General features: G+C 63.6%; 22 protein-coding genes and 1 riboswitch. Of the genes, 14 read left to right on the top strand and 8 right to left on the bottom strand.

Features of this window, described 5'->3' with window-relative positions:
• The first annotated feature begins 149 nt into the window (after positions 1 to 149).
• The 4 genes from ppnN to ACLHZ1_RS01510 all read left to right on the top strand — a co-directional run bounded on the left by ppnN (position 150) and on the right by ACLHZ1_RS01510 (position 4,145).
• On the top strand, positions 150 to 1,505 hold the full coding sequence (ppnN, locus tag ACLHZ1_RS01525; RefSeq protein ID WP_427260676.1) for a nucleotide 5'-monophosphate nucleosidase PpnN: 1,356 nt from the start codon (positions 150 to 152) through the stop codon (positions 1,503 to 1,505).
• 134 nt (positions 1,506 to 1,639) lie between these two features.
• A complete protein-coding gene (gene xni, locus ACLHZ1_RS01520; protein ID WP_427260675.1) occupies positions 1,640 to 2,428 on the top strand; it encodes a flap endonuclease Xni in 789 nt (262 codons plus the stop codon).
• A gap of 150 nt (positions 2,429 to 2,578) precedes the next feature.
• Positions 2,579 to 3,586 (top strand): isocitrate dehydrogenase, encoded by a 1,008-nt coding sequence (locus tag ACLHZ1_RS01515; protein ID WP_427260674.1) that lies wholly within the window; start codon positions 2,579 to 2,581, stop codon positions 3,584 to 3,586.
• A gap of 121 nt (positions 3,587 to 3,707) precedes the next feature.
• The gene (locus ACLHZ1_RS01510; RefSeq protein WP_427260673.1) at positions 3,708 to 4,145 is read left to right on the top strand and encodes a hypothetical protein; all 438 of its coding nucleotides are present in this window, start codon (positions 3,708 to 3,710) and stop codon (positions 4,143 to 4,145) included.
• On the opposite strand, the gene ACLHZ1_RS01505 is transcribed toward ACLHZ1_RS01510, so the two are convergent.
• A complete protein-coding gene (locus tag ACLHZ1_RS01505) occupies positions 4,146 to 5,321 on the bottom strand; it encodes a membrane-associated sensor domain-containing protein (RefSeq protein WP_427260672.1) in 1,176 nt (391 codons plus the stop codon).
• An 86-nt stretch (positions 5,322 to 5,407) separates the two neighbouring features.
• On the opposite strand from ACLHZ1_RS01505, the gene ACLHZ1_RS01500 reads away from it, so the two are divergent.
• From ACLHZ1_RS01500 to ACLHZ1_RS01490, 3 genes are all read left to right on the top strand, one after another.
• Complete coding sequence (locus ACLHZ1_RS01500; protein ID WP_427260671.1) at positions 5,408 to 5,644, top strand: YheU family protein; 237 nt, start codon at positions 5,408 to 5,410, stop codon at positions 5,642 to 5,644.
• Positions 5,645 to 5,719: 75 nt separating this feature from the next.
• Complete coding sequence (locus tag ACLHZ1_RS01495; RefSeq protein ID WP_408794986.1) at positions 5,720 to 6,589, top strand: phosphoribulokinase; 870 nt, start codon at positions 5,720 to 5,722, stop codon at positions 6,587 to 6,589.
• A gap of 15 nt (positions 6,590 to 6,604) precedes the next feature.
• Complete coding sequence (locus tag ACLHZ1_RS01490) at positions 6,605 to 7,150, top strand: DUF4136 domain-containing protein (protein WP_427260670.1); 546 nt, start codon at positions 6,605 to 6,607, stop codon at positions 7,148 to 7,150.
• 68 nt (positions 7,151 to 7,218) lie between these two features.
• Here the strand turns inward: ACLHZ1_RS01490 and ACLHZ1_RS01485 are convergent, their stop codons facing one another.
• Together ACLHZ1_RS01485 and ACLHZ1_RS01480 are read right to left on the bottom strand one after the other, a co-directional pair.
• On the bottom strand, positions 7,219 to 7,518 hold the full coding sequence (locus tag ACLHZ1_RS01485; protein WP_408794981.1) for an MliC family protein: 300 nt from the start codon (positions 7,516 to 7,518) through the stop codon (positions 7,219 to 7,221).
• A 37-nt stretch (positions 7,519 to 7,555) separates the two neighbouring features.
• Positions 7,556 to 7,960 carry an OsmC family protein gene (locus tag ACLHZ1_RS01480; RefSeq protein ID WP_427260669.1) on the bottom strand — a complete coding sequence of 135 codons (405 nt, stop codon included), beginning with the start codon at positions 7,958 to 7,960 and terminating at the stop codon, positions 7,556 to 7,558.
• A gap of 317 nt (positions 7,961 to 8,277) precedes the next feature.
• Here ACLHZ1_RS01480 and crp point away from each other — a divergent pair, with 317 nt between their 5' ends.
• Positions 8,278 to 8,916 (top strand): cAMP-activated global transcriptional regulator CRP, encoded by a 639-nt coding sequence (crp, locus tag ACLHZ1_RS01475; protein WP_041995525.1) that lies wholly within the window; start codon positions 8,278 to 8,280, stop codon positions 8,914 to 8,916.
• Between the two features lie 190 nt (positions 8,917 to 9,106).
• The gene (locus ACLHZ1_RS01470) at positions 9,107 to 9,907 is read left to right on the top strand and encodes a putative RNA methyltransferase (RefSeq protein WP_427260668.1); all 801 of its coding nucleotides are present in this window, start codon (positions 9,107 to 9,109) and stop codon (positions 9,905 to 9,907) included.
• A gap of 104 nt (positions 9,908 to 10,011) precedes the next feature.
• Here ACLHZ1_RS01470 and ACLHZ1_RS01465 read toward each other — a convergent pair whose 3' ends face one another.
• The 3 genes from ACLHZ1_RS01465 to ACLHZ1_RS01455 form a co-directional block, all read right to left on the bottom strand.
• The gene (locus tag ACLHZ1_RS01465; protein WP_427260667.1) at positions 10,012 to 12,606 is read right to left on the bottom strand and encodes a glycosyl hydrolase family 18 protein; all 2,595 of its coding nucleotides are present in this window, start codon (positions 12,604 to 12,606) and stop codon (positions 10,012 to 10,014) included.
• A gap of 115 nt (positions 12,607 to 12,721) precedes the next feature.
• A riboswitch (cyclic di-GMP riboswitch) is annotated at positions 12,722 to 12,809 on the bottom strand.
• A 184-nt stretch (positions 12,810 to 12,993) separates the two neighbouring features.
• Positions 12,994 to 16,482, bottom strand: a complete 3,489-nt coding sequence (locus ACLHZ1_RS01460; protein WP_427260666.1) for a hybrid sensor histidine kinase/response regulator — start codon at positions 16,480 to 16,482, stop codon at positions 12,994 to 12,996.
• Positions 16,483 to 16,552: 70 nt separating this feature from the next.
• On the bottom strand, positions 16,553 to 16,684 hold the full coding sequence (locus ACLHZ1_RS01455; RefSeq protein WP_427260665.1) for a hypothetical protein: 132 nt from the start codon (positions 16,682 to 16,684) through the stop codon (positions 16,553 to 16,555).
• Positions 16,685 to 16,694: 10 nt separating this feature from the next.
• Between ACLHZ1_RS01455 and ACLHZ1_RS01450 the strand changes: the two genes are divergently transcribed.
• Both ACLHZ1_RS01450 and ACLHZ1_RS01445 read left to right on the top strand, forming a co-directional pair.
• On the top strand, positions 16,695 to 17,273 hold the full coding sequence (locus ACLHZ1_RS01450; protein ID WP_427260663.1) for a DUF2975 domain-containing protein: 579 nt from the start codon (positions 16,695 to 16,697) through the stop codon (positions 17,271 to 17,273).
• 7 nt (positions 17,274 to 17,280) lie between these two features.
• On the top strand, positions 17,281 to 17,496 hold the full coding sequence (locus tag ACLHZ1_RS01445; RefSeq protein ID WP_427260662.1) for a helix-turn-helix domain-containing protein: 216 nt from the start codon (positions 17,281 to 17,283) through the stop codon (positions 17,494 to 17,496).
• A gap of 62 nt (positions 17,497 to 17,558) precedes the next feature.
• Here ACLHZ1_RS01445 and ACLHZ1_RS01440 read toward each other — a convergent pair whose 3' ends face one another.
• The gene (locus ACLHZ1_RS01440) at positions 17,559 to 18,704 is read right to left on the bottom strand and encodes a 3-phenylpropionate MFS transporter (RefSeq protein ID WP_427260661.1); all 1,146 of its coding nucleotides are present in this window, start codon (positions 18,702 to 18,704) and stop codon (positions 17,559 to 17,561) included.
• A gap of 275 nt (positions 18,705 to 18,979) precedes the next feature.
• Positions 18,980 to 21,043 (bottom strand): TonB-dependent hemoglobin/transferrin/lactoferrin family receptor, encoded by a 2,064-nt coding sequence (locus ACLHZ1_RS01435; protein WP_427260779.1) that lies wholly within the window; start codon positions 21,041 to 21,043, stop codon positions 18,980 to 18,982.
• A 222-nt stretch (positions 21,044 to 21,265) separates the two neighbouring features.
• Between ACLHZ1_RS01435 and ACLHZ1_RS01430 the strand changes: the two genes are divergently transcribed.
• From ACLHZ1_RS01430 to ACLHZ1_RS01420, 3 genes are all read left to right on the top strand, one after another.
• Complete coding sequence (locus ACLHZ1_RS01430; RefSeq protein ID WP_427260660.1) at positions 21,266 to 22,243, top strand: ChaN family lipoprotein; 978 nt, start codon at positions 21,266 to 21,268, stop codon at positions 22,241 to 22,243.
• Positions 22,244 to 22,343: 100 nt separating this feature from the next.
• On the top strand, positions 22,344 to 22,868 hold the full coding sequence (locus tag ACLHZ1_RS01425; RefSeq protein ID WP_427260659.1) for a cysteine hydrolase family protein: 525 nt from the start codon (positions 22,344 to 22,346) through the stop codon (positions 22,866 to 22,868).
• Positions 22,869 to 23,270, top strand: coding sequence for a hypothetical protein (locus ACLHZ1_RS01420; RefSeq protein WP_427260658.1), 402 nt, complete (start codon positions 22,869 to 22,871; stop codon positions 23,268 to 23,270). It begins immediately after the preceding gene.
• Positions 23,271 to 23,276: the final 6 nt, after the last annotated feature.

Raw genomic sequence — 23,276 nt, 5'->3', positions numbered from 1 at the left:
CGACGCTCAAAAAAACGGCAGTCACACCCGCCCCTATTCCCCTCCCCCTCCCCTTGGCTCTACTATCAGGTGAGAGGGATGCCCAAAGGCATCCCTCTTATCCCCAGGGGCAGAGACAACGATAACAAATGAGTGAGAAGGGGAAGATCATGATCACGCACATCAATCCCGTGGGCAGCATGGACCTGCTGTCCCAGCTCGAAGTCGACAGACTCAAGCAGACGGCCTCCAGCGATATCTATCAACTGTTTCGCAACTGCTCGCTGGCGGTACTGAATTCGGGCAGCCACACCGACAGCTCCAAAGAGATACTGGAGCGCTTCAAATCATTCGACATTCATGTGATCCGGCGCGAGCGCGGGGTCAAGCTGGAGCTGTTCAACGCGCCCGAACACGCCTTCGTCGATGGTGACATCATCCGCGGCATCCAGGAGCATCTGTTCTCGGTGCTGCGCGACATCCTCTATGTCTCCAATCAGCTCGAGGCCAACGCCCTGGTCGACCTGGCCAGCCCGAGCCACATCTCCAATCTGGTCTTCTCCATCTTGCGCAACGCCAAGGCGATCCACCCGGGGGCGGATCCCAACCTGGTGGTGTGCTGGGGCGGCCACTCCATCAACGAGACCGAATACCAGTACACCCGCGCGGTGGGCAGCGAGCTGGGCCTGCGCGAGCTCAACATCTGTACCGGCTGCGGCCCGGGCGCCATGGAGGGGCCCATGAAGGGGGCCGCCGTGGGCCATGCCAAGCAGCGGGTGCGCAACGGCCGCTACATCGGCCTGACCGAGCCCTCCATCATAGCGGCCGAGCCTCCCAACCCCATCGTCAACGAGCTGGTGATACTGCCGGACATCGAGAAGCGGCTCGAGGCGTTCGTGCGCCTGGGTCACGGCATCATCATCTTCCCGGGCGGGGTCGGCACCGCAGAAGAGCTGCTCTACCTGCTCGGCATCATGATGCACCCGGCCAACGAGCGCCAACCCATCCCCATCGTGCTGACCGGGCCCAAGGAGAGCGCCGACTACTTCCGCGCCATCGATGACTTCATCAAGGCGACCCTGGGAGAGCCGGCCACCAGCCTCTATCGCATCATAGTGGGCGATGCCCCCGAGGTGGCCCGCACCATGAAGGAGGCCATGCCGCGCGTGCGCGAGTACCGCAAGTCGGTGGGGGATGCCTACTCCTTCAACTGGTCCCTCAAGATAGAGCCCGATTTCCAGCTGCCCTTCGAGCCCAACCACACCAACATGGCCAGCCTGGATCTGCACCGCAACCAGGCGCCGCAGCAGCTGGCAGCCCACCTGCGCCGCGCCTTCTCCGGCATAGTGGCGGGCAACGTCAAGGAGGCCGGGCTCCACGCCATCGAGCAGCACGGCCCCTTCAAGCTGCACGGCGACAAGGAGCTGATGGTGCTGATGGACAAGCTGCTGGAGAGCTTCGTCAAGCAGCAACGCATGAAGCTGCCGGGCAGCCAGTACGTACCCTGCTACGAGATAGTGCGCTAGGACAAGGGGCGAGTCACCCCGTGAAGGGAGGGGCGCAATGGCGCCCCTCCCTTGTTACAATGGCGCCATTCCCGCGCGTCAGCGCCACACCCGCCGCTCCCCGAGCCGGCCCCTGGAGAAAGCGCACCGCCACCATGTCGCCCAAGTCTCATCTGCTGATCATCGATGCCCTCAACCTCATCCGCCGCCTCCATGCGGTGCAGGCCCAGCAAGCCCTGAGCCCGGAACAGGCACTGCTCGCCACCCGGGCCAACCTGGTCAACACCAGCCGCAAGTTGCTGGCGGCCGCCACGCCGACCCATGTCATCGCCGTATTTGATGGCGAGGTCAACAGCTGGCGCAAGGGGCTCTATCCCGACTACAAGGCGGGACGCAGCCCCATGCCCCCCGAACTCAAGGCCGGGCTGGCCAGCCTGCAGGACGCCTTCTGGGAGTGCGGCATCGATGCCCTGCTCTCCCAGACGGACGAGGCCGATGATCTGGTGGCCACCCTGGCCTGCGGCATCGCCCGCCACGGCCACAGGGCCACCATCATCTCCACCGACAAGGGGTTCTGCCAGCTGATAGGCAAAGGGATCCAGGTGCGCGACTACTTCAACAAACGCTGGCTCGACGCCGCCTTCGTCCAGCAGCACTATGGGGTCGCCCCGGCCCAGCTCGTCGATTTCTGGGCCCTGACCGGGGTGGCCGGCTCCAACATCAAGGGGGTGGCGGGCATAGGCCCCAAGGGCGCGGCCCAACTGCTGCAGCAATACGGCAGCCTGGACGGCATGTTGGCGGTGGCCATAGAGGAAGCCGGCAAGCCCCTGCAAAAGGTGCTGACCCAGGCCGAAGACGCCAGACTCGCCCAGACACTGGTGCGACTACGACTCGACATCCCCCTGGGTTTCAACCTGCAGGAGATCCGCTATGTGCCTCGCTGATCCCCCGTCGGCACAATCATGACGGCGCTCACCTTCGCTGTTGAGGAAAACCGGTAGAATGTAAAGAAACATGGTGGGATTGGGGTGAAAATGATATAAAAACCGCCGAATCCTCCCCCCTCCTCTGTTCCCTAGAAGTGGATACGTTTCATGTCAAAAACCAAGATCACCGTCATCCCGGGCGACGGCATAGGCCCCAGCATCATCGAATCCGCCATCCAGATCCTGACCCATGCCGGCTGTGACTTCGATTATGAGTATGCCGATGCGGGCCTGGTGGCCCTCGAGAAACATGGCGAGTTGCTGCCCCAGTCCACCCTCGATCTGATCGAGAAGAACAAGATCAGTCTGAAAGGCCCGCTCACCACCCCGGTCGGCGGCGGCTTCACCTCCATCAACGTCTCCCTGCGCAAGCGGTTCCATCTCTACGCCAACGTCCGCCCCGTCATCTCCTTCAAGGGCACCAGGAGCCGCTACGACAACATCGACATCATCACGGTGCGGGAGAACACCGAAGGCATGTATTCGGGGGCAGGCCAGAAGCGCAGCGATGACAACAACAGCGCCGAGGCGATGAGCATCATCACCCGCGAGGGTGCCGAGCGCATCGTCACCTTCGCCTACGAGCTGGCCCGCAAGGAGGGTCGCAAGAAGGTCACCGCGGTCCACAAGGCCAACATCCTCAAGTCCACCTCGGGCCTGTTCCTGGAAGTGGCCCGGGAAGTCGCCGCCCGCTACCCGGACATCCAGAGCGAGGAGATGATTGTCGACGCCGCCTGCATGAACCTGGTGATGTACCCGGAGCGGTTCGATGTGATGGTTACCACCAACCTGTTTGGCGACATCCTCTCGGATCTGTGCGCCGGCCTGGTGGGCGGCTTAGGCATGGCCCCGGGCGCCAACATAGGCGAAGGGGCGGCCATCTTCGAGGCGGTCCACGGCTCGGCGCCGGACATCGCCGGCAAGAACATCGCCAACCCGACCTCGGTGATCCTCGCCTCCATCCAGATGCTGGAATACCTCGGCATGCAGGACAAGGCCGAGCGGATCCGCGAGGCGGTGCGCGCCACCATAGAAGCGGGCGACTGCGTGACCCGGGATCTCGGCGGCAGCGCCTCTACCGACCAGTTCACCCAGGCCATCATTGCCCGACTGTAATATGGGCTAATCGCTTGATCTAAAAAGGGAGCCTCGGCTCCCTTTGTTTTATCCGGCTCACGGCTTCCCCCTTGTCCCAATGGCAACTATGTTCAATAGACCAAGGATAAGGAGATCCGACATGCGAGCTATGCTGATGCTGCTATTGATAAGCAGCGGGGTAATGGCCATCGACAGACCCGTCGCGCAACGAGCCTGGAAAGAGGCCCCCCAACAGACCCCCACCCAGACCTGGCAGTCCAGCCTGGACACCAATGACCTGCTCAAAGCCCCCAAACCTCTCTCCTTTGGCGTCGAGATCACCACGGACAACCTGGGCAACCAGACCATCACCCCCTACCAGAGGCTTAATCTGACGCCGGAGAAGAGCGTCAGCCTCGCCTTCGAGAACTACAGACCCAGGATCAAGTTCAAGGCCGGCGGCATGAACACCGCGGTCAAGCTGCGGGGAGACGGGGTCAAGGTGCAGTTCAACCCGACTGACAAGACGATCCCGCTGCAAGTCGAGATCAAGGTCACCGATGATGAGTCTTCCCTGCGTTTTGACTACAAGTTCTAGCTAGGGCGCGACCCCGTAGCCATTTCGTCCCTGCTCCTTGACCCGATAGAGGGCCTCGTCGGCCCGTTGCAGCAGCATGTTGAGCGTCTCTCCCGCTTGCCACTGGGCCACCCCCTGACTCACGGTGAGATACGGGGCCACATCTGACCCTGCGTGGGGCAGGGCCCGTGCGGTCAAGGTGGCGCGAATGCGCTCGGCCACCTCGACCGCTTCCCGACGATCCGTCTCGGGCAGCAGCACCACGAACTCCTCCCCCCCGTAGCGGGCCACCAGATCGCCGGGCTCACGTATGCTCTCCGTCAGACACTCGGCCACCAGGAGCAGGCACTCATCTCCGGCCTGATGACCATAGTGGTCGTTGTAACCCTTGAAAAAATCCACATCGATCAGGATCAGTGTCAATGCCCCGCCCACCTTGGCGCCCTGGGCGATCGCCGCCTTGCTGGCTTCATCAAAATAGCGGCGGTTGGCGATCCTGGTGAGCGGATCCTGATGGGCCATGGCATCGAGCCGCTTGAGCATCCGCTCCTGCTCATATTCCCGATGGACGGCCAGCACAAACCAGCTCTTGAGCATGCGTCGCCCGGTTTCGATGATGACCAGCAGCAGTAGCAGGCCCGTGATGAACGCCAATGGCGAGATCACCGTCTTGATCAGCATCATGCTGGCGAGTCCGAGCAGGATCGGCAGACAGAAGCCATAGAGGACGCGGCTCACGGGGTAGAGGGCGATGAGCCCCAGCAGCAGCAGCATGGCCGCCAATGCGGGCTCCAGCGCGCCCCGGCCCGGTTGTTCACTCTTGATCAACCCGTAGATGACGCTGGCCCAGAGGCAGCCCCAGACCAGCGCCAGCACCAAGATCGCTTGATACCAGCGTGATGAGGCGAGGCGACCCATCCAGAACCACAGTGGTGGCTGCAACATCAAGGAGAACAAAAGCAGCCAGAGTTGGGAGTCCAGTTGCCAGGGCAGTGCATGCTCGACCAGCAGGTGTGCCCCCTCCATCACCCGCACGTTGAACAGCAGATAGAGGATGATCAGCAGCTGCACCCACCAGATCCAGACATTCCCCTTTCTCAACGCCTCGCGACTGGCCTGCTCGAGCAGGTGCTGGAACTGTGGCGAGTGGCGGCGATTGGATCGCAGGGGACTTGGCCCCTCTTTCAGCAAGGGCATAGGCCCCTCCTTAACAATGGAAAAACTGTTTGCAGCGCCGCTCCCCTGAATCGACAATGGCGCATCCCATTTTGAGAGATCTCCCCATGATCATTCCCTGGCAGAGCCTGGAACCCGATACCCTGCAACGGCTTATTGAGCAATTTGTGTTGATAGAGGGTACCGATTATGGCGAGCAGGAGTCCACCCTTGCCGACAAGGCGGAGGCGGTTCTCACCCAATTGCGCCAGGGAACGGCGGTGATCGTCTACAGCGAGCTACACGAAAGCGTGAACATAGTGCCCGCCGATCGCTTCGATTCATCGTGGACAGAGAGCCCCTAACCGGTACATTCTCCCTGTCGATCCAGACGGACAACCCCCTGCTGCGCGGGGGCAACAGCAAGGAAACAGACCCCAATGTCGGCCAAGCACCCCATCATAGCGGTCACCGGTTCATCCGGTGCAGGTACCTCCACCACCACCAATGCCTTTCGCTCCATGTTCCACCAGCTCGGCTACCAGGCGGCCGTGATCGAGGGCGACAGCTTTCATCGCTACACCCGTCCCGAGATGGACGTCGCCATTCGCAAGGCGCGGGAACAGGGGCGCCACATCAGTTACTTCGGCCCGGAGGCGAACGACTTCGCCCTGCTCGAGTCCTTCTTCCAGCGCTACGGCCAGGATGGGACCGGCCAGTACCGCCGTTATCTGCACTCGTTCGATGAGGCCGTCCCCTTCAACCAGATGCCGGGCACCTTCACCCCCTGGCAGGATCTGGCCAGCGAGACGGACCTGATGTTCTACGAGGGGCTGCACGGCGGCGTGGTCACGGCGGATCACAACGTGGCCCGCCACGTCGACTTTCTCATCGGCGTGGTGCCCATCGTCAACCTGGAGTGGATCCAGAAGCTCATCCGCGACACCTCGGAGCGCGGCCACTCCCGCGAGGCGGTGGCGGACTCCATCGTGCGTTCCATGGACGACTACATCAACTTCATCACCCCGCAGTTCTCGCGCACCCACATCAACTTCCAGCGGGTGCCGACCGTGGACACCTCCAACCCCTTCAGCGCCAAGGTGATACCCAGCCTGGACGAGAGCATGCTGGTGATCCGTTTTCGCGGCATCAAGAACGTCGATTTCCCCTATCTGCTGTCGATGATCGATGGCGCATTCATGTCCCGCATGAACACCATCGTCGTCCCCGGGGGCAAGATGAGCTTCGCGATGGAACTGATCCTGCGCCCCCTCATCCAGCAACTGATCGAAACCGGCAAGATCACCTGACACGAGGCGACCCCCATGCACACTATCTTGAGAACCCCCTGGCCACTCCTGCTGCTTGGACTGGTTGGCTTGCTCGGCGGCTGCAGCAGTGGCCACCAGGCCCCCGTGGTCGACATGGGCACCCAGGTGACCCGTCCGGCCGAGCAGTGGCCCTTCCCGGCCCAGCCCCGCTACGCCCTGGCCGAGCAGTACCAGTATTCGGGGGCGAGCGCCGAAGGCTGGCTCGCCCCCCTGCAGCAGGCGGTGGCGTTATACCTCGATGGCAAGGGCTGGCGCAGCGCCCCCCTCGATGAGGCCGATATCTGGGTGGCCATCGGCGTCGCCGGCGCCCAGGACATCAGCGACGAGGCGCTGTTCGCCCGCCTCGGCATGAACCCTGGGGTGCAGGCCAAGGCGGGGGTCCGCAAGGGGACGCTCGCCATCATCATGCTGGATCGCCAGCGGCAGCAATCGGCCTGGAGCAGCGTCATCCAGCTCACCACGGATCAGGCCATTGCCGAGTCACAGCGGGCGGCCTTCAGTCAGGAGCTGGTCGGCAAGATGCTCAGCACCCTGCCCTGAGCCCGCCTCCGGCGTCCGCAGACGACAAAGGCCTGCATGATGCAGGCCTTTGTCCGTGCTGACCGCCGTTACAGGCGGGTACAGTTGAGCAGGGTGACCCCCTTCTGGGTCAGGGTCAGCCGATCCCCCTGGGTCCAGAACATGGTGACCCCGTCCGAGTAACGGGCACTCTCTTTCTCGGATTCGACCCGGCCCAGCTTCTGGTAGACCCCGTTCAGGGGAAACTGCACCATGTCGGCCTGGGGATCATAGGTCACCGCCAACATCTCTTCACCACACTGATACTGGTTATATTGGTACTGGGTCGGTTGCGGCGAGCTACAGGCTGCCAGTCCCAACAGGGGGATCAGAGCGACTAGTTTCTTCATTGCACTTTCCTTTTGTGATGACGAGAGAAGCGGGGGATCAGGCCTCAATAATTTGATAACTATGGGTAATTTCGACGGCTTTTTCCAGCATCAGGGAGACGGAGCAGTACTTCTCCATGGAGAGGTCGACGGCGCGAGCCACCTGTTTCTCGGCCAGGCCCTGACCCGTGACCACGAAGTTCAAGTGGATCTTCTCAAACACCCGGGGCACCGTCTCGGCCCGCTCACCGGAGAGATCCACATGGCAGGCGCTCACGTTCTGGCGCGCCTTCTCCAGGATGGAGACCACATCGATGGAGCTGCAACCGCCCACCGCCAGCAGGATCAACTCCATCGGGCTGGCCCCCTCCCCCGGGTTGGTGCCGTCGAGGATCAGCTGGTGACCAGACTCGCTGTGACCCACAAACTTCATCCCTTCCACCCAGTTGACCTTGGCTTTCATCTTCATTACCTCATGCGTGATACGAGTGTCCTGGCGGACGCGATGCCATAGCATACCCCAGTCGAGGCCGCCGCTGCACCCGGCCGCGATGTCGGCATCACCACAAGCCGTCGCTGGCTAGATCAAAATCAAGGTTTGTGGCCGCCAAGTTCCCTAGAATGCCCTGTCCAGTGCGCTAGCCTGCGCCCAAAGGAGGCCCTAAGCCTTGTCAGCACCGGCAAAGGCTCTTATCCTACTGCGACTAATACAAGGAATGGCAAGATTGGCAGCTTGCCCGGACGCACGAGTCCATAAAAAGACACTACAGAGGAAATCTCATGGTCATTGGCAAACCGCAAAGCGATCCCACCCTGGAATGGTTCTTGTCGCACTGCCACATTCATAAGTATCCCGCCAAGAGCACCCTTATCCATGCGGGTGAAAAAGCGGAGACCCTCTATTACATCGTCAAGGGCACGGTGGCCGTCCTCATCAAGGACGATGAAGGCAAAGAGATGATCCTCTCCTATCTCAACCAGGGGGATTTCCTGGGCGAGATGGGCATGTTTGAAGAGAACGACAACCCCGAGCGCAGCGCCTGGGTGCGCGCCAAGGGCGCCTGCGAAGTCGCCGAGATCTCCTACAAGAAGTTTCGTCAGCTGATCCAGGTCAACCCCGAGATCCTGATGCGTCTCTCCGGCCAGATGGCGCTGCGCCTGCAGCACACCAGCCAGAAGGTCGGCAACCTCGCCTTCCTGGACGTGACCGGCCGGATCGCACAGACCCTGCTCAACCTGGCCAAGCAGCCGGACGCCATGACCCACCCCGATGGCATGCAAATCAAGATCACCCGTCAGGAGATAGGCCAGATCGTCGGCTGCTCCCGGGAAACCGTCGGCCGCATTCTCAAGATGCTGGAAGAGCAGGAGCTCATCTCGGCCCACGGCAAGACCATAGTGGTGTTTGGCACCCGCTGACCGCGGTGCCAGCCCCAGGACAAAGGCTGCCGAGGCAGCCTTTTTCGATCTTGGGGCCGCGCCAGCCCGGGTCGCGCCAAGATAAAACCCGTCGGGGCCGCCCTTTTCGGCGCAATCCCCCTATAATGCCCCCCAATCAGGCTCGGCCCCCGCGTCAGCCTGCCAGCCCCCTTGATCGGAACGAGAAGCCATGCACCTGCAATGTCCCCGCTGCCGTAGCCCCTTGCATCTTCACCAGGCCAGCAAGGGCCTCTACTGTGATAACAAGCACCACTTCGATCCGGCGCCCGAAGGCTATCTGGATCTCATCCCAGGCAAGAAGAATCCCAAGGACAGCGACAGCCGCGCCCTGATGCGCGCCAAGCGCCACTTCCTGGAGCAGGGCCACATGCAGCCCCTGGTCGACGCCATGGCCAGCCTGCTGGCCCCCCTCGGCGAGCGTGAACTGATCCAGCTCGAGTGCGGCGAAGGCTACTACTGCCGCGCCCTGGCCGAGCGCCTGCCCGGCTGGCGTTTCGCCGGGGTGGACCTGGCCAAGAATGCCATCTTCGCCGCCAGCAAGGCGCAGCCGGAAGGCAGCTTCGTCATCGCCGATCCGGCCCGGGCCCCGCTGCAACCGGGCCAGGCCCAGCTGCTGCTGGTCAATGACCTCAGGGTCAAGACGGAGCAGCTGTGTGACTGGCTGGCGCCGGGCGGCTACCTGCTTCACCTGCAGCCGGGTCCCCGCCACCAGTGGCAGCTGAGGGTCAGCCTCAACCCGGTGAGCATGGAGCATCCCCTGAGCTGGCCCGCCCTGGCCGGGCTCGACCCGCTGGCGCAGCAACGCTGCCAGTTCTCCCTGACCCTGGATCAGAAGCTGCGCGGCTTCGTGCTCGAGACCAGCCGCCTCGGCTGGCGTGCCGACGCCGAGCAGCGTCATCAGTTCATCCAGCAGGGCCCGGACGAGCTGGAGCAGGATCTGCTGCTCACCCTGTGGCAGAAGCCGCTCTGAGACCCGCACACAGAAAAAAGGCCCGAACGGGCCTTTTTTTATGTCGTGGCATCGCCACTGCTTCCATCAGGAGCGCTTGAGGGAGCCCCGCGCAACGGTCTGGCTCAGTGGCAACTCGCGGCCCCCTGATCCAGCCAGACGGCGGCCACACCGGGCTCATCCCCCCTGGTCCAGTACTGGGCTTTCCAGCTGTGGCCGTCATGGGTGGTGAGATCCCCTGCGTTGTAGGCCACGGCGGCATCCCAGCCCAGTTGCACATTGCTTGCCAGCGTCCACTGATCGGCACTGCGGCTCGGCTCGTTGCCCTGGGTCCAGTACTTGGCCTGCCACACCAGCCCCTGATGGCTGACCTTGGCTCCGCCGTTATAGGTGGCGCTGGCCTGCCATGCCGGCCAGTTGGCGGCATCCGGATCGCTGGCCTCGCAGTCACCGCCCGTGCTGGCCGGCTTGACGGTGAGGCGGGTGCTGGCCTGGGTGTCCAGGGCGCCGTCGGTGACCACCAGGGTCAGATCGTAGGCGGTGTCACTGGTCACACTCGGACCTGTGACCACCAGGGTGGCGCTGTCCTGGCCGGTGGCGCTCAGGCCGGCGGGCACAGTCCACTGATAGCTCAGGGCATCGCCGTTGGGATCGCTCGCCTGGGTCTGGATGCTCACCTGCTTGCCGGACTCGACGCTGGCCGTGGCGGGCAGGGTCAGGGTCGGAGCCAGGTTGGGCTGGGGCGCCTTGTTGGTCACCACCACGCTGTCCTTGGCCGTCAATCCTTCACCATCGGTCACCGTCAATTCGAAGGTCAGGGTGACATCCGCACTCACGCCATCGAGATTGACGCTGGCCTTGGCCTGATCGGCACCGCTCAGTGTCACCTGAGGGCCGGAAAGCTGACGCCAGCCATAGGTGAGGGTGGTCCCTTCCGGATCCCGGGAGGCGGAGCCATCCAGGGTCAGGCTGGCCGGGCCGGTCACGGTCAGATCGGCCCCGGCATTGGCAATGGGCGGCATGTTGACGGGAGCCGTGCCATCCCCGTGGCCCAGCCCTTCGTGCATGGCGTTGAGGATGTCGCCGTTATCCGAGTCGATCTCCCAGGCAAACAGGCCGCCGAGCTGATTGGCCTGCACGTACTGACCCTTGGCCTTGACCGAACGGTCGTTGTCGAAGGTGATGAGATCCCCCGTGCTCGCCTTGAACACATAGGGAGCCTCGGCCACCTCGTCATAGCCCTGTTCCCAGCCGGCGCCCATGTAGTCGTTCACTATCTGGCGATAGTCCACCACACCGTTCTCCCAGGTGCCCTTGACCGGGCCGGTGGCGGTGCCGGTGAAGGGGTTGCCCGCCTGATAGCCGCTCACCCCGGTCCAGCCACGGCCATACATGGCGGCGCCGACCACTATCTTGCCCGGGGTCACCCCCTGATCCAGCAGGGCCTTGACCCCCTTGTCCGTGGTGTACTTGGTGTCTGGATCCCAGCTGGCCGCAAACAGGTTGGTCTGGTGACCCAGCTCGGTATTGGTCCAGGCACCATTGAAGTCGTAACTCATCAGGAAGATGTGGTCCATGTACTGCTGGGCCGCCTGATAATCCACCTTGGCGATCTTGTCACCACCGGCGCTGATGGCCGAGGTGAGCTCGTACTGGCGACCCGTCTCGGCCTCCAGCTCGTCGAGCATGGCCCGCAGATCCTGCATCAGGGTCACATAGGTGGCCCCATCGCTCGGGGCACCGAGGTCCGGGTTGGCCCCCGATCCCCCCGGGAATTCCCAGTCGATGTCCACCCCGTCGAAGAATTTCCAGGTCTGGAGGAACTCCTTGACCGAGGCGACGAAGGTGTCGCGCTTGCTCTTGTCGCCGAGGAAATAGAAGGGATCGGAGAGGGTCCAGCCGCCGACCGAGGGCAGGATCTTGAGGTCGGGATGGGCCTGCTTCAATGCCATCAGGTTGCCGAAGTTGCCCTTGTAGGGCTCATCGAAGTCCTTGAGGTTGCCCTGGGGCATCTGGATGGCGGCCCAGGGATCGTGCATGGCCACCTTGAAGTCGGCGCGACCGGCGCAGGCGCGCTGCAGCGCCTCGAAGCTGCCCTCTATGCTCTTGAGGCCATCATTGATGCCGTCACCGCCACAGATGGGGGTGAAACCATAGAGGATGTGGGTCAGGTTCTGGGCCGGGATCTTGTCCACGGTGAACTTGCGGCCGTAAACGCCCCACTCCACGTAGTAGGCCCCCACCACCTTGCCGGACTTGTTGGCATAAGGTTTGTTGTTCTCTTGCAGCGGGGCATTGAGGGGCACCAGGTGGCTGCCATCTGTGTCGGCGACCACTATCTCCTTGGGATCGGAACGGGTGCAGCCATCGGCGTTGCACAGTTCGATCTGCATCTGGTAGCGACCGCCCTTGGTCACCTTGAAGTTGGCGGTGCCGGAGGCGCCGGACGGGCCGCTCCACACCTCGACGCCATCCAGCAGCACCTTGGCGGTCTGGCCCACGTCGCCGGACCAGAGGTTCCAGCTCACGCTGACCGGGGCGCCGTCGGCATGGACGGTCACCAGCTTGTTGTAGGCGGTGGCGGCCTGATCCACCTCAACGATGGCGAACTTGGTCTCACCCCAGCCTATGGTGGGTTTGCCCGGGGCGGCGGCCTGCGCCGAGGCGACGAAGCTGCCGGCGACCAGGAGGGCCAGCAGGGAAGGTTTTGGACTTAACATGTTGAATATCCTTATTTCGTTTCTCATTTTTGTCACGAAAAAGGCAACGCATGTCAGACAGGTAACACAGACAACATCCCCGCCCCGGCTTGGCGTCCGGTGGGAAACACAACCCTGTGGTGACCCCGCTATCTTAGGTACGGCAGACCCTTAGACCGGAAGTTTTGCGTCCCGGCCTTTCGACCGGTTTGCCCTTTGGCACAACTTGATTCGCGATAAAAAAAATCGCCTGGGCAATATAGGTCACCCCGGAGGCTCAGGCAAACCCCCCAGCCGGTCCCCCCCGCTTCACAGGGGGGACTCATGACTCGAATTGGCGGCTTATGGGGGGTAAATCATGGTTACTGCCGGGATCCTCGGCAAAAAACCAGGTTGGCGCGCACCTGATCAATTTGTTAATTCGTGATCATCATCAAGTTTCCCGGTCCCGACCATGCTGTTCATCAGCGCCCTGAGCTTGAGAGGCTTGACCGGCTTGCTGATGTAGCCATAGCCATGTTCGCGGATCTGGGCCTGCAACTCGCTCTTGCGATCCGCGCTGATGATGATGCCCCCCAGCTCCCTGCCAAGGGCGAGGCGCAGCATGTGCAGCGCCTGCAACCCGCTCTTGCCGTCGTCCAGGTGGTAATCGGACAGCACCAGGTCGGGCCTGAAGCTCGCCACCAGGGTCTGCGCCTGGGCCAGATCCTGCACGCAGCGCACCTCGCAGCCCCAGCGCCCCAGCAGGGAGGCCATGGCCACCAGGATCTCGGGCTCGTTGTCGAGGCAAAGCACCCGCACCCCCGCCAGCTGGCTGTCCTGACGAAGCTGGGGGGCGGGCGTCGCCCTGGCCACCAGGGGACGGCTGGCCAGCTTGAGGGTGATGGCAAACACCGAGCCGGCGCCGGGCCAGCTGCGCAGGGTCAGAGGATGCCCCAGCACCAGGGAGATGCCCCGGGCGATGGCGAGCCCCAGGCCAAGCCCCTGCTCGCGGGCGGTGCGGGAGTGATCCAGCCGCTGGAACTCCTCGAAGATGGCCTCCTGCTTGTCCTGGGGAATGCCGGGTCCTGTGTCCCACACCTCGATGCGCAGCTGCTGGCCCAGGCGACGGCAACCGAGCAGCACCCGGCCGCCGGGGTTGTAGCGAAACGCATTGGTGAGGAAGTTTTGCAGCACCCGGCGCAGCAGGCGGGCATCGCTGTGGACCGCCAGCCGGGTGTCCACCACGGCAAAGTCGATGCCCCCCGCCCGGGCCAGCACCCCGAACTCCGCCTTGAGGTTGTCAAACACCTCCGCCAGGGCAAAGTCGAGCTTCCTGGCCTTGAACTTGCCCGCCTCGAGCCGGGAGATGTCCAGCAGATCCGTGATGAGATCCTCGGTGGCCCCCAGGGCATCGTCGATGTGGTGGGCGAGGCGAGCCGCCTCCCCCTCCCCCGGCAGCGTCTCGATCAGGGAGGAGGTGAACAGCTTGGCGGCATTGAGGGGCTGGGTCAGATCATGGCTCACCGCCGCCAGGAAGCGGCTCTTGGACTGGTTGGCCCGCTCCACCTGCTCGTTGACCGCCCGCAGCTGGCTGTTGAGGGCCGACAGCTCCCGGGTCCGTTCGGCCACCCGCGACTCCAGATGCTCGTTGGCCTCCCTCAGCACCCGCTCGGCGTCGCGAAACGGGGTGATATCGGCGAAGGTCATCACGAAGCCGCCCCCCGGCATGGGGTTGCCCTGCAGCTCGATCACCCGGCCATCGGGCCGCTCACGGGAGGAGAGATGGGCGCTGCCACGGCGCATGAAGCCGACCCGACGTGCCACATGGGCCTCGACCTCCCCCGGGCCGCACAGCCCCTTGACGGCGTTGTAGCGGATGATCTCCTCGATGGGGCGCCCCACCTGGATCAGCCCCTCCGGGTATTGGAACAGGTCGATGTAACGCTGGTTCCAGGCCACCAGCCTAAGCTCCCTGTCCACCACAGAGATGCCGAGGCCGATATGCTCTATGGCCCCCTGCAGCAGGCCCCGGTTGAACCTCAGCACGTCCGAGGCCTCGTCCACTATGGTGGCGATCTCCTCGAGCTGCATGTCGCGCCCCTGCAGGGCCGAGGCCAGCACCAGCCGGGCCGACGAGGTGCCAAACACCCCGGCCAGCAGTCGTTCGGTGTGGGCGATGAGCCCGGCACTGGCCTGCATCTGGGGCGCCAGGGTCCCCCCCGACTCGCCGGCGAAGCGGCCGAAGGAGCGCTTGACCCGGCTCGGGCCGACGAAGCGGGCCGCCAGCATCTCCAGCTCCTTGACCGTCACCTTGGCCTGATAGAGGGCCGTGGCATCCCGGCTGGCCTGGCCGACGAAATTGGCAGCCTGCAACCGCTCGCTCACCGCGGCCCGGGTCAGCAGGGAGCCCGCCACATAACCGATCAGGTTGAGCAGCAGGCTGAGGAAGAGACACCAGGCCCCCAGGCTCAGGTCGCGAAAGGCGGGCCAGTCGGGGGGCGCCAGCATGGCCTGCAGGGGGGATCCCGCCAGCAGGCCGCTTTCGGCCAGCAGGGTGATGAACCAGAGGCTGATCCCGAGGGCGAGCCCCAGATAGACACCCTTGCGGTTACCGTGACGCCAATAGAGACCGAGCAGCAGGGCCGGGGCAAACTGGGCCACGGCGCCGAACGACAGGTAGCCGATGCGCGACAGGCTGGTGAGATCCCCGAGCCAGAGGTAGAGCCCCCAGGCGGCCAGCAGGATCAGCAAGATGGCGCCGCGGCGCACCTGCAGCAGCAGGTGCACCAGCCGCTCGTCCCGTCCCCGTTGCCAGAAGCGGCGCAGCAGCACCGGCAGCACCAGATCGTTGCTCACCATGATGGCCAGGGCGATGGTGGAGACGATCACCATGCCGGTGGCGGCCGAGGTGCCGCCGAGGAAGGCCAGCATGGCCATGCCCTGGTTGCCCAGCGCCATGGGCAGGCTGATGACATAGGTATCCGAGGCCATGTCGGCCCCGACCCACTGCTGCCCCGCCAGGGCCAGGGGCCAGATGAAGAGCCCCATCAGAAACAGGTAGGCGGGAAACAGCCAGCGCGCCCAGTGCAGATCCTGGCCCTGATTGTTCTCCACCACGGTCACGTGGAACTGGCGCGGCAGGCAGATCACGGCGCACATGGCGAGCAGGGTATAGATGGCGAGCTCCAGCAGGTTGCCCGGGCTCACATCGACCACGGCGCGGAAGAAGTCCCGGGTGACCAGATCCCGGCTCTCGTTTGACTGGCTCAGGATCAGCCAGAGGGCGAAGCCCCCCACCGCCATGAAGGCGAGCAGCTTGACCACGGACTCGAAGGCGATGGCCACCACCATGCCCCTGTGGTGCTCGGTGGCGTCCAGGTTGCGGGTGCCGAACAGTATGCTGAACAGGGCCAGCAGCAGGGTGACGCCGAGGGCCAGCTCCGCGGTATTGCCGGCAGGGCCCGCAGGCACGGCATTGGCCATCAGCAGATCCAGCCCGGTGACGATGGCCTTGAGCTGCAACACCAGGTAGGGCAGCACCCCTATGATGGCCACCAGGCTTACCAGCATGGCCAGACGCTGGGACTTGCCATAGCGGGCGGCGATGAAGTCGGCGATGGAGGTGATGTGCTCGCGCTTGGCCACCAGGATGAGCCGGGCCAGCAGGCGCCAGCCGAACAGGAACACCAGCATGGGCCCCAGATAGATGGGCACGGGGGACCAGGGGGACTCGCTGGCCTGGCCGACGGTGCCAAAGAAGGTCCAGGAGGTGCAGTAGACGGCCAGGGACAGGCTGTAGAGCAGGGGCTGCCCCTTGAGGCGGCGGCGCTTGTTCTTGTCCGCCCAGTAGGCGATGAGGAACAAGAGCCCAAGATATGCGAGTGACAACCCAATCAGCAACCATCCCTGGTGCATCTGTAACCCCTTGTCCATGCTGAATATTTAAACGAAGCAGCCGCCAGTCTAGAGAGGAGTCAGGAGAATGTCATCCCCTGATGTCGGCACGATATTTATCGTTTTTCAATAAATCGCCCTTGACGGAATATCGAAAAACGATAAACATCAACACGGCATCGTGGCCAAACAGCACCGGCAGCCAACCCCCATCGTCCACCATGAGGCTTATCATGACACCCAGCAAGCTCGCCCCCATGAGTACACTGATCGAATGGATCCTGTTGTTCGCCCTGGTGGCGACCCCGTTCATCACGGTCGCGGATACCTGGTCTCACCTGTTTGGTGGGAATGATCGACTGCAAGACGCCCTGCTCAAGGCCCTGGGACAGCAAGGAGCCAGTGGCCTGGCCGGCATGGGAGCCCCCTCCCTGAGCGACTATCCCCTCACCCTCGGCAGCCGTCTGCTGGCCACCTTGATCCTGCTGCTGCCGGATCTCGTATTCATGCTGATCCTGTGGCAACTGCGCCAGCTGTTTCGTGGCTACCGCCACGCCATGCTGTTCACCTTCGACCAGATCCGCCGCTATCGCTGGCTCGGCTTGCTGTTGTGCGCCAGCTTCGTCACCGAGATCATCACCCTGCCCCTGGTAGACATAGCGCTCACCATGCAGGGCCCTTCACTGCACGGCACCATCAGCATAGGCTCGTCGGATTTCAGGTTGCTGCTGGCAGGGCTCATCGTCTCGGCGCTGGCACTGGTGATGTGGGAGGCCAAGCAACTGGCCGATGACCAGCAACTGACGGTGTGAGGAAACCATGCCCATCATCATCCGGCTCGATACCCTGCTGGCCCAACGCAAGATGACCGCCCGAGAGCTGGCCCTGCGGGTTGGCATCACCGAAGCCAACCTCTCCATCCTCAAGAATGGTCACGCCAAGGCGATCCGCTTCTCCACCCTGGAGGCCATCTGCCGCGAGCTGCACTGCCAGCCGGGCGACCTGCTGGCCCACGGGCAAGCGGACGAGGCGTGATCCGGCCCGCCATCGATGAAAAAGGGGAGAGCCTTGGCTCTCCCCTTCTCGTTGCGTCTGTTTCAGCCTCTGCCAGAGAGACCCATATCGACATGTCGCCGCAGGAAGAACACCGGCAAGACCGCCAGCGCCATGAGGTAGAAGATGCCGCCACCCAGGGGGCCGTAGAGCTGGCCGCTTAGGGTCATCAGGGCGGCCACCATGATGCCGAGGGAGAGGGCGGCGTAGAGTGCCTGGGCGCCGATCAGCTGCTCCGGGGGCAGATCCCGGGTCATGAAACGCACGGCCCCGAGATGACTGATGCAGAAGGTGACCCCGTGCAGCAGCTGCGCCAGCAGCAGCAGGGAGAGATCCGTGCTGGCCCCGAGCAGGCTCCAGCGCACCAGACAGCCGAGCGCCCCCACCAGGAACAGGGTCTGGGCCCCGAAGCGGCTGAAATAGCGTTTGTCGGCGGCGAACATGGCGATCTCCGCCACCACCCCCAGGGCCCACAGATAGCCGATGGTGGCGCCGCTGTAACCCGCCTCCTTCCAGTGAATGGCGCTGAAACCATAGTAGGCGCCATGGCTGCCCTGCAAGAGCGCCGTCACCAGCAGGAAGCGGCGCACCGTGGCGCTCTTGAGGGTCTCCCTCAGGGAGGGGCGCGCCCGCTCGCCCACCACGTCCCGGGGGGCCGGATCCAGCGGCAGCCAGCTGAGCAGCACCATGAGCGCCAGCCCCAGCACCATGATGTGCAGCACCCAGTCGCTGCCCAGGTCGGTGATGAGGGCCCCCACCAGGGTGGAGGCGACGATGAAGGCGAAGGAGCCACACAGGCGCACCTTGCCATAGTCGAGCTGGGTCTGGATCACCATGCGGGTGGCGAGCGCCTCCCCCACCGGCATCAGGGTCGGATAGATGAAGTTCGCCACCAGGGTCAGCACCACCAGCCACCAGAGGCTGTGGCCGAGATAGAAGCCGAGGAAGGCCAGCAGACTGAGCAGGCAGAGCAAGCGGGTGACGGGCAACAGCTGGCCCGCCCCCTTGATGCGCCCCATCACCATCAGGTTGCCGGCGAAGCGGATCCCCATGCCGACCCCCAGCAGCATGCCTATCTGCTCGGCGCTCACCCCCATCCCCTCCAACCAGAGGGACCAGAACGGCAGATAGGCGCCATAGACGAAGTAGAAGGCACCAAAGAACAGGGCTAACCAGGAGAAGGCGGGCATAGGGCCTCAGGGGAGCGGAACGGGACGCAGATGATAACCGATTTTTGGCCGGGGATCCTGTGACCAGGACGCCAGCCGAAATGAAAAATATCAATGAAATTGAACTATTGCCAAAGGGCCAGTGTCTATTGAACAACACCTCCTCCTGGTTAGTGTTGCAATCCTTCCACCCGCTTATGGCGGGTTTCTTTTTGGCGCGCCCCGGCCGGTCGCAACCCACGAAAAAGGGGCCTTGCGGCCCCCGACTCATCCAATGTATGCACGACTCGCGCCACTTAGAACAGATACCTGACCCGCGCGCTCAGGTTGCGGCCCGGCTCGGTCTGGTTGCTGATGTTGGTGGCGGCGGAGAGGCCAGTGATGCTCTCGTAGCTGACGTACTCCTTGTCAAACAGGTTGAAGACACCGACGTTGAGCTGCAGATCCTGCATCGGCTTGAACTGGGCGTAGAGATCCACCACACCCCAGCCGGCGCTCTTGATGTTGTCGTTGCCGCGCGCATCCTTGCCCACCTTGTTCATGTCATCGGCAAAGCGCAGCGCCGTGTTGATGTTCCAGTTCGGCTGATCCAGCCGCAGGCCCAGGCTGCCGTTGAGGGGGCTCAGGCTGTTGATGTAGTTGCCGTCACCGTCCTTGCCCTCGATATAGGCCAGGTTGCCCCAGACATTGACCAGGTCATTGAGCCAGTAGTCGGCGCTGGCCTCGACCCCCTTGGTGGTCGCCTCGTCCAGGTTCCGGTACTGGTAGAGGGCGGTGCGCCCTTCGCTGCCGGTCTGGGTCAGCTCGATGAAGTCGTCAAACTTGTTGTAGAAGGCCGCCACCTCATAGCTGAGGCCGCCGGCGCTGCCGCGTACCCCCAGATCGAGGCCGTCGCTGCTCTCGGGGTTGAGATCCGGGTTCGGCTCGATGCGATAGCCATAGGCCTGATGGTTCAGGGTGGAGAAGGCGTTGTCATACATGGGCGCCTTGAAGCCATGGCTGTACTGGGCGAACAGGTTGGCCGCCTCGTGTGCCTTGAACACCAGCCCCAGCTTGGGGGAGAGCTCCCCTTCGGAGAAGGCCTTGAGCCTGTTCCCCGTGTAGGCGGGATCCTCGTCGGGGGTCATCTTGTAGTAGTCGTAGCGCAGCCCTGGGGTCAGCACCCAGCGCTCGCCGAATTTGAGCTCATCAAAGACCCAGAGGGCGCCGTGCTCGCTGGTGGTGGAGGGGAAGCTCAGCTCGCTGTAGGAGGCGAAGTCCCCCGCCGTGACCGACCCCTTGACGCGGGTCCGCTCGTTGTCGGTGTGCTCATACTCCAGGCCCCAGGCCAGACGCTGGCTCGCCAGCGCCTTGCTGAACTTAACCTGGGCCCCCAAACTCTCCTGCTCGAAACCGTTGTGATCGTGCGACGGCTTGGTCACATAGGGGTTGCGCGGGTTGACCGGGTACTTGGAGGAGGCGTACTGCTCCAGGGTCTGCTTGGTGCGGGCGTAATAGAGCTTGCTGTCGATGCGATCGACCCAGGGAGCATTCAAGGCGATGCCGTGATCCAGCATCAGGGAGAGGTTGTCGGTCTCCTTGTCGGTGATCGGCTGATTGAAGACGGAACCTGACTTGGTCAGGTCGACCGCGTCCGGATCCTCATCTTCGGTGAAGTAGTCGACGGTGAGCTTGAGGAACTGATCCTCGCTCATGTTCCAGCGGCTCTTGAACAGCACCGCCTGGCTGGCGATGTCGAACTCGTTCTTGTCGCCGTCATGGTTCTGGGTCACACCGCCGTCGCGCCAGGTGTAGCGCAGCAGGTGTTCGAACTCGCCGCTGCGCAGGGCGCCGGTAAAGCCCGCCATGTTCTGATGGCTGCTGGAGGCATAGCCGGTGGTGGCGTCCAGATAGCTGTCGCGCCCCTTGAGAAAATCGCTGGCATCCTTGGTGGTGATGGCGATGACCCCACCCAGGGCATCGGAGCCGTAGGCGGCGGATGCCGGTCCCTTGACCACCTCCACCTGCTTGATCATGTCGGTGTCGAAGTAGCTCTGGCCCACACCGCCGTTCTTGTAGGCATCATTCTGGCGCACGCCGTCGCGCACCGTCTTGACCCGGTTCTCCCCCATGCCGCGCACCACGAAGGTCTGGGCATCGCCGGCGCCGCCCACCACTGTCACCCCGGGCTGGTAGCGGAACAGGTCGGCGACGTTGCTGACCAGCTGCTCTTCGATTTGTTCGGCCGTGATCACCGTGATGGGGCCCGAGACATCTTCCAGCTTCTGCTCCATCCGGGAGCCGCTGACCACCATGACATCGTCATTGCCGCGGGAGTGAGTCGGCTGCGCCGCCTGAACCTGGAGGCTAAGGGCGGCCATGACCGCGATCGCAATCTGGGTGGGGGGTGTAATGTGAGCCACTGCATGTCCTTATTGAGAATAGTTATCAACGGCATGCATCTTACCCAGCGCCACGGAAAGATCAATGATAATGGTTATCATTTTTATTGTGATTTATTTGCATCCCTCTGAGCCCCCCTGTCATCATGACGCCACCTCTGCCATGCTGATGCTGGCTGACCAACCTTGTCGTGAGAGACCATGATCCGATCCCTGACCTTGCTGACGCTGCCCCTGCTGCTCTGGGCCTGCGCGAGCCCCCCATCCCCCACCCCTCCCCTGACCGGCACCCTCTACGACTACCGATTGAGCTCGGCAGACGGCGAGACACTGACCCTGCAGCAAGCACTGGGCAGGGTCAGGGACGCCGACATAGTGCTGGTGGGAGAGTTGCACAGCCATCCGGCCGCCCACCTGCTCGAGGCCCAGCTGCTGGCCGGCTTGCAGCGCCAGAGCCGCGACCATGGCCGGGCCCTGGCGCTCTCCATGGAGCAGTTCGGTCGCGACGCACAGCCGGTGCTCGATGCCTATCTCGCCGGGCGCATCGGTGAGGCGGCCCTCATCCGCGATGGCAACGCCTGGCCCAACTACCAGAGCGACTATCGCCCCCTGGTGGAATTTGCCAAGGAGCAGGGCCTGGCCGTCATCGCGGCCAACGCCCCCAAGCCCCTGGTGAGCTGCATCGGTCAGGAAGGCCCGGCATGGCTCGACCGGCTCGCCCCCGTCTATCGCGGCCAGCTGGCACGCACCCTCACCCTGGGCGATGACCCCTATCGCCAGAAATTCATGGCCTCCCTGCACCATGGGGATGCGGACGGCAATGCCCGTCGCTTCGCCGCCCAGACCAGCTGGGATGACACCATGGCCGAATCCATGGTGGACTACCTGGCCAGCCATCCGGGCAGACGCATCATGCACATCGCCGGCAACTTCCACGTGGAGGGAGGGCTTGGCCTCGCCAGCCGCATCGCCAGCCGCAATTCGGCCCTCAAGGTTAGCCTGGTGGTCCCCGTCACCACGGCTGAACCTGTGCCGGGACAGGCCCCCGAGGTACGGGTCACCATGGCCCCCTTGCCCAAACGCTGGCAAAGCGAGGGGGAAATGAAGCAAGATATGGGCACGCTGCATCTGTCCCGGCAACGGGACTGTACCCAGTGGTTGCAATCCCAGGCTGACTGAGCGGCGCGGGCAAGCCGGCACCCGCTCGCGCCATGACAGGGTAACCCCCGTCTATCCCAAGGCCCGCAAGGGCCAACGATGAACAGCACGAGGAGTGCATATGGACGTGTTACTGGTTATCGATGTGCAACAAGGGCTGTTCGAGCAACCGCGTCACCAGGACGCGCAGGTGCTGGCCAATATCAACCGCCTGACCGAGGGGGTGCGCCAGGGCGGCGGGCGCGTCATCTATGTGCAGCATGACGAGCCGGGTGGCGAACTTGAGCCCGGCAGCCCGGCCTGGCAGATCCACGCCGCCCTCTCCCCCAGGCCCGCCGACAGCCGGGTTCGCAAGCGCGCGTGCGACAGCTTCCTCGATACCGAACTCGGTTTCCTGCTGGCGGAGCAGAGCGTGGACAGGTTGATCCTGTGCGGCTGCGCCACCGACTTTTGTGTCGACACCACGGTGCGCAGCGCCGCCTCCCACGGCTTCGAGGTCACTGTGGCCCGGGACGCCCACACCACGGCCGACCGCCCCCATCTGGGTGCGGACGAGATCATCACCCATCACAACTGGATGTGGGAGAACCTGGCCCTGCCGGGGGATCGCCGCGTCCTGGTGCAACCCACGGATCAGATCATCTGAATGAGACTTCCTCTCCCCTGCACACTGCTGCTTGCCATGGTGCCGGTCCTGACCGGTTGTGGTTTCACGCCGCCATCGGATCAGCCGGCGCCGCTGTTCAGCACTCATATCAACGAGGAGGGCAGCAAGCGTTTCCTGTTTGAAGCCGCGCCGCTGGAGACCCTGCCCACCCGGCTGCAGGATGAGGATGGCGGCAAATTGCAGCGCCAGAAGAGCCTGCTGGAGCGGCGCACCGCCCTGCAGGATGCCCAGCTCCAGCACACCCTGGAGCAAAGGGGCTACTGCCATCAGGGCTTCATCGTGCTGAGCCAGACCTCCTGGCGCATCAGGGGGGAGTGCAACGAAACCGCCAGCGACGCCGATCGCCAGGCCTTCCCCAACCGGGGCGACTGGCAAGGCTAGTGGGCC

The sequence above is a fragment of the Aeromonas sobria genome, from assembly GCF_050266975.1.
Classification (GTDB): domain Bacteria; phylum Pseudomonadota; class Gammaproteobacteria; order Enterobacterales; family Aeromonadaceae; genus Aeromonas; species Aeromonas sobria_B.
The sequence above is the reverse complement of the archived record's forward strand: the minus strand, read 5'-3'. Positions and strand labels throughout refer to the sequence as shown.

Coding starts and splice junctions, on each gene's coding strand:
- ACLHZ1_RS01485 (WP_408794981.1), bottom strand. CDS start 7,518: ATGAAGAAACTAGTCGCTCTGATCCCCCTGTTGGGACTGGCAGCCTGT.
- ACLHZ1_RS01505 (WP_427260672.1), bottom strand. CDS start 5,321: ATGCCCTTGCTGAAAGAGGGGCCAAGTCCCCTGCGATCCAATCGCCGC.
- ACLHZ1_RS01500 (WP_427260671.1), top strand. CDS start 5,408: ATGATCATTCCCTGGCAGAGCCTGGAACCCGATACCCTGCAACGGCTT.
- ACLHZ1_RS01490 (WP_427260670.1), top strand. CDS start 6,605: ATGCACACTATCTTGAGAACCCCCTGGCCACTCCTGCTGCTTGGACTG.
- ACLHZ1_RS01455 (WP_427260665.1), bottom strand. CDS start 16,684: ATGGTGGACGATGGGGGTTGGCTGCCGGTGCTGTTTGGCCACGATGCC.
- ACLHZ1_RS01440 (WP_427260661.1), bottom strand. CDS start 18,704: ATGCCCGCCTTCTCCTGGTTAGCCCTGTTCTTTGGTGCCTTCTACTTC.
- ppnN (WP_427260676.1), top strand. CDS start 150: ATGATCACGCACATCAATCCCGTGGGCAGCATGGACCTGCTGTCCCAG.
- ACLHZ1_RS01480 (WP_427260669.1), bottom strand. CDS start 7,960: ATGAAAGCCAAGGTCAACTGGGTGGAAGGGATGAAGTTTGTGGGTCAC.
- ACLHZ1_RS01465 (WP_427260667.1), bottom strand. CDS start 12,606: ATGTTAAGTCCAAAACCTTCCCTGCTGGCCCTCCTGGTCGCCGGCAGC.
- ACLHZ1_RS01435 (WP_427260779.1), bottom strand. CDS start 21,043: ATGGCCGCCCTTAGCCTCCAGGTTCAGGCGGCGCAGCCGACTCACTCC.
- ACLHZ1_RS01515 (WP_427260674.1), top strand. CDS start 2,579: ATGTCAAAAACCAAGATCACCGTCATCCCGGGCGACGGCATAGGCCCC.
- ACLHZ1_RS01510 (WP_427260673.1), top strand. CDS start 3,708: ATGCGAGCTATGCTGATGCTGCTATTGATAAGCAGCGGGGTAATGGCC.
- ACLHZ1_RS01450 (WP_427260663.1), top strand. CDS start 16,695: ATGACACCCAGCAAGCTCGCCCCCATGAGTACACTGATCGAATGGATC.
- ACLHZ1_RS01460 (WP_427260666.1), bottom strand. CDS start 16,482: ATGCACCAGGGATGGTTGCTGATTGGGTTGTCACTCGCATATCTTGGG.
- ACLHZ1_RS01430 (WP_427260660.1), top strand. CDS start 21,266: ATGATCCGATCCCTGACCTTGCTGACGCTGCCCCTGCTGCTCTGGGCC.
- ACLHZ1_RS01470 (WP_427260668.1), top strand. CDS start 9,107: ATGCACCTGCAATGTCCCCGCTGCCGTAGCCCCTTGCATCTTCACCAG.
- ACLHZ1_RS01420 (WP_427260658.1), top strand. CDS start 22,869: ATGAGACTTCCTCTCCCCTGCACACTGCTGCTTGCCATGGTGCCGGTC.
- xni (WP_427260675.1), top strand. CDS start 1,640: ATGTCGCCCAAGTCTCATCTGCTGATCATCGATGCCCTCAACCTCATC.
- crp (WP_041995525.1), top strand. CDS start 8,278: ATGGTCATTGGCAAACCGCAAAGCGATCCCACCCTGGAATGGTTCTTG.
- ACLHZ1_RS01495 (WP_408794986.1), top strand. CDS start 5,720: ATGTCGGCCAAGCACCCCATCATAGCGGTCACCGGTTCATCCGGTGCA.
- ACLHZ1_RS01445 (WP_427260662.1), top strand. CDS start 17,281: ATGCCCATCATCATCCGGCTCGATACCCTGCTGGCCCAACGCAAGATG.
- ACLHZ1_RS01425 (WP_427260659.1), top strand. CDS start 22,344: ATGGACGTGTTACTGGTTATCGATGTGCAACAAGGGCTGTTCGAGCAA.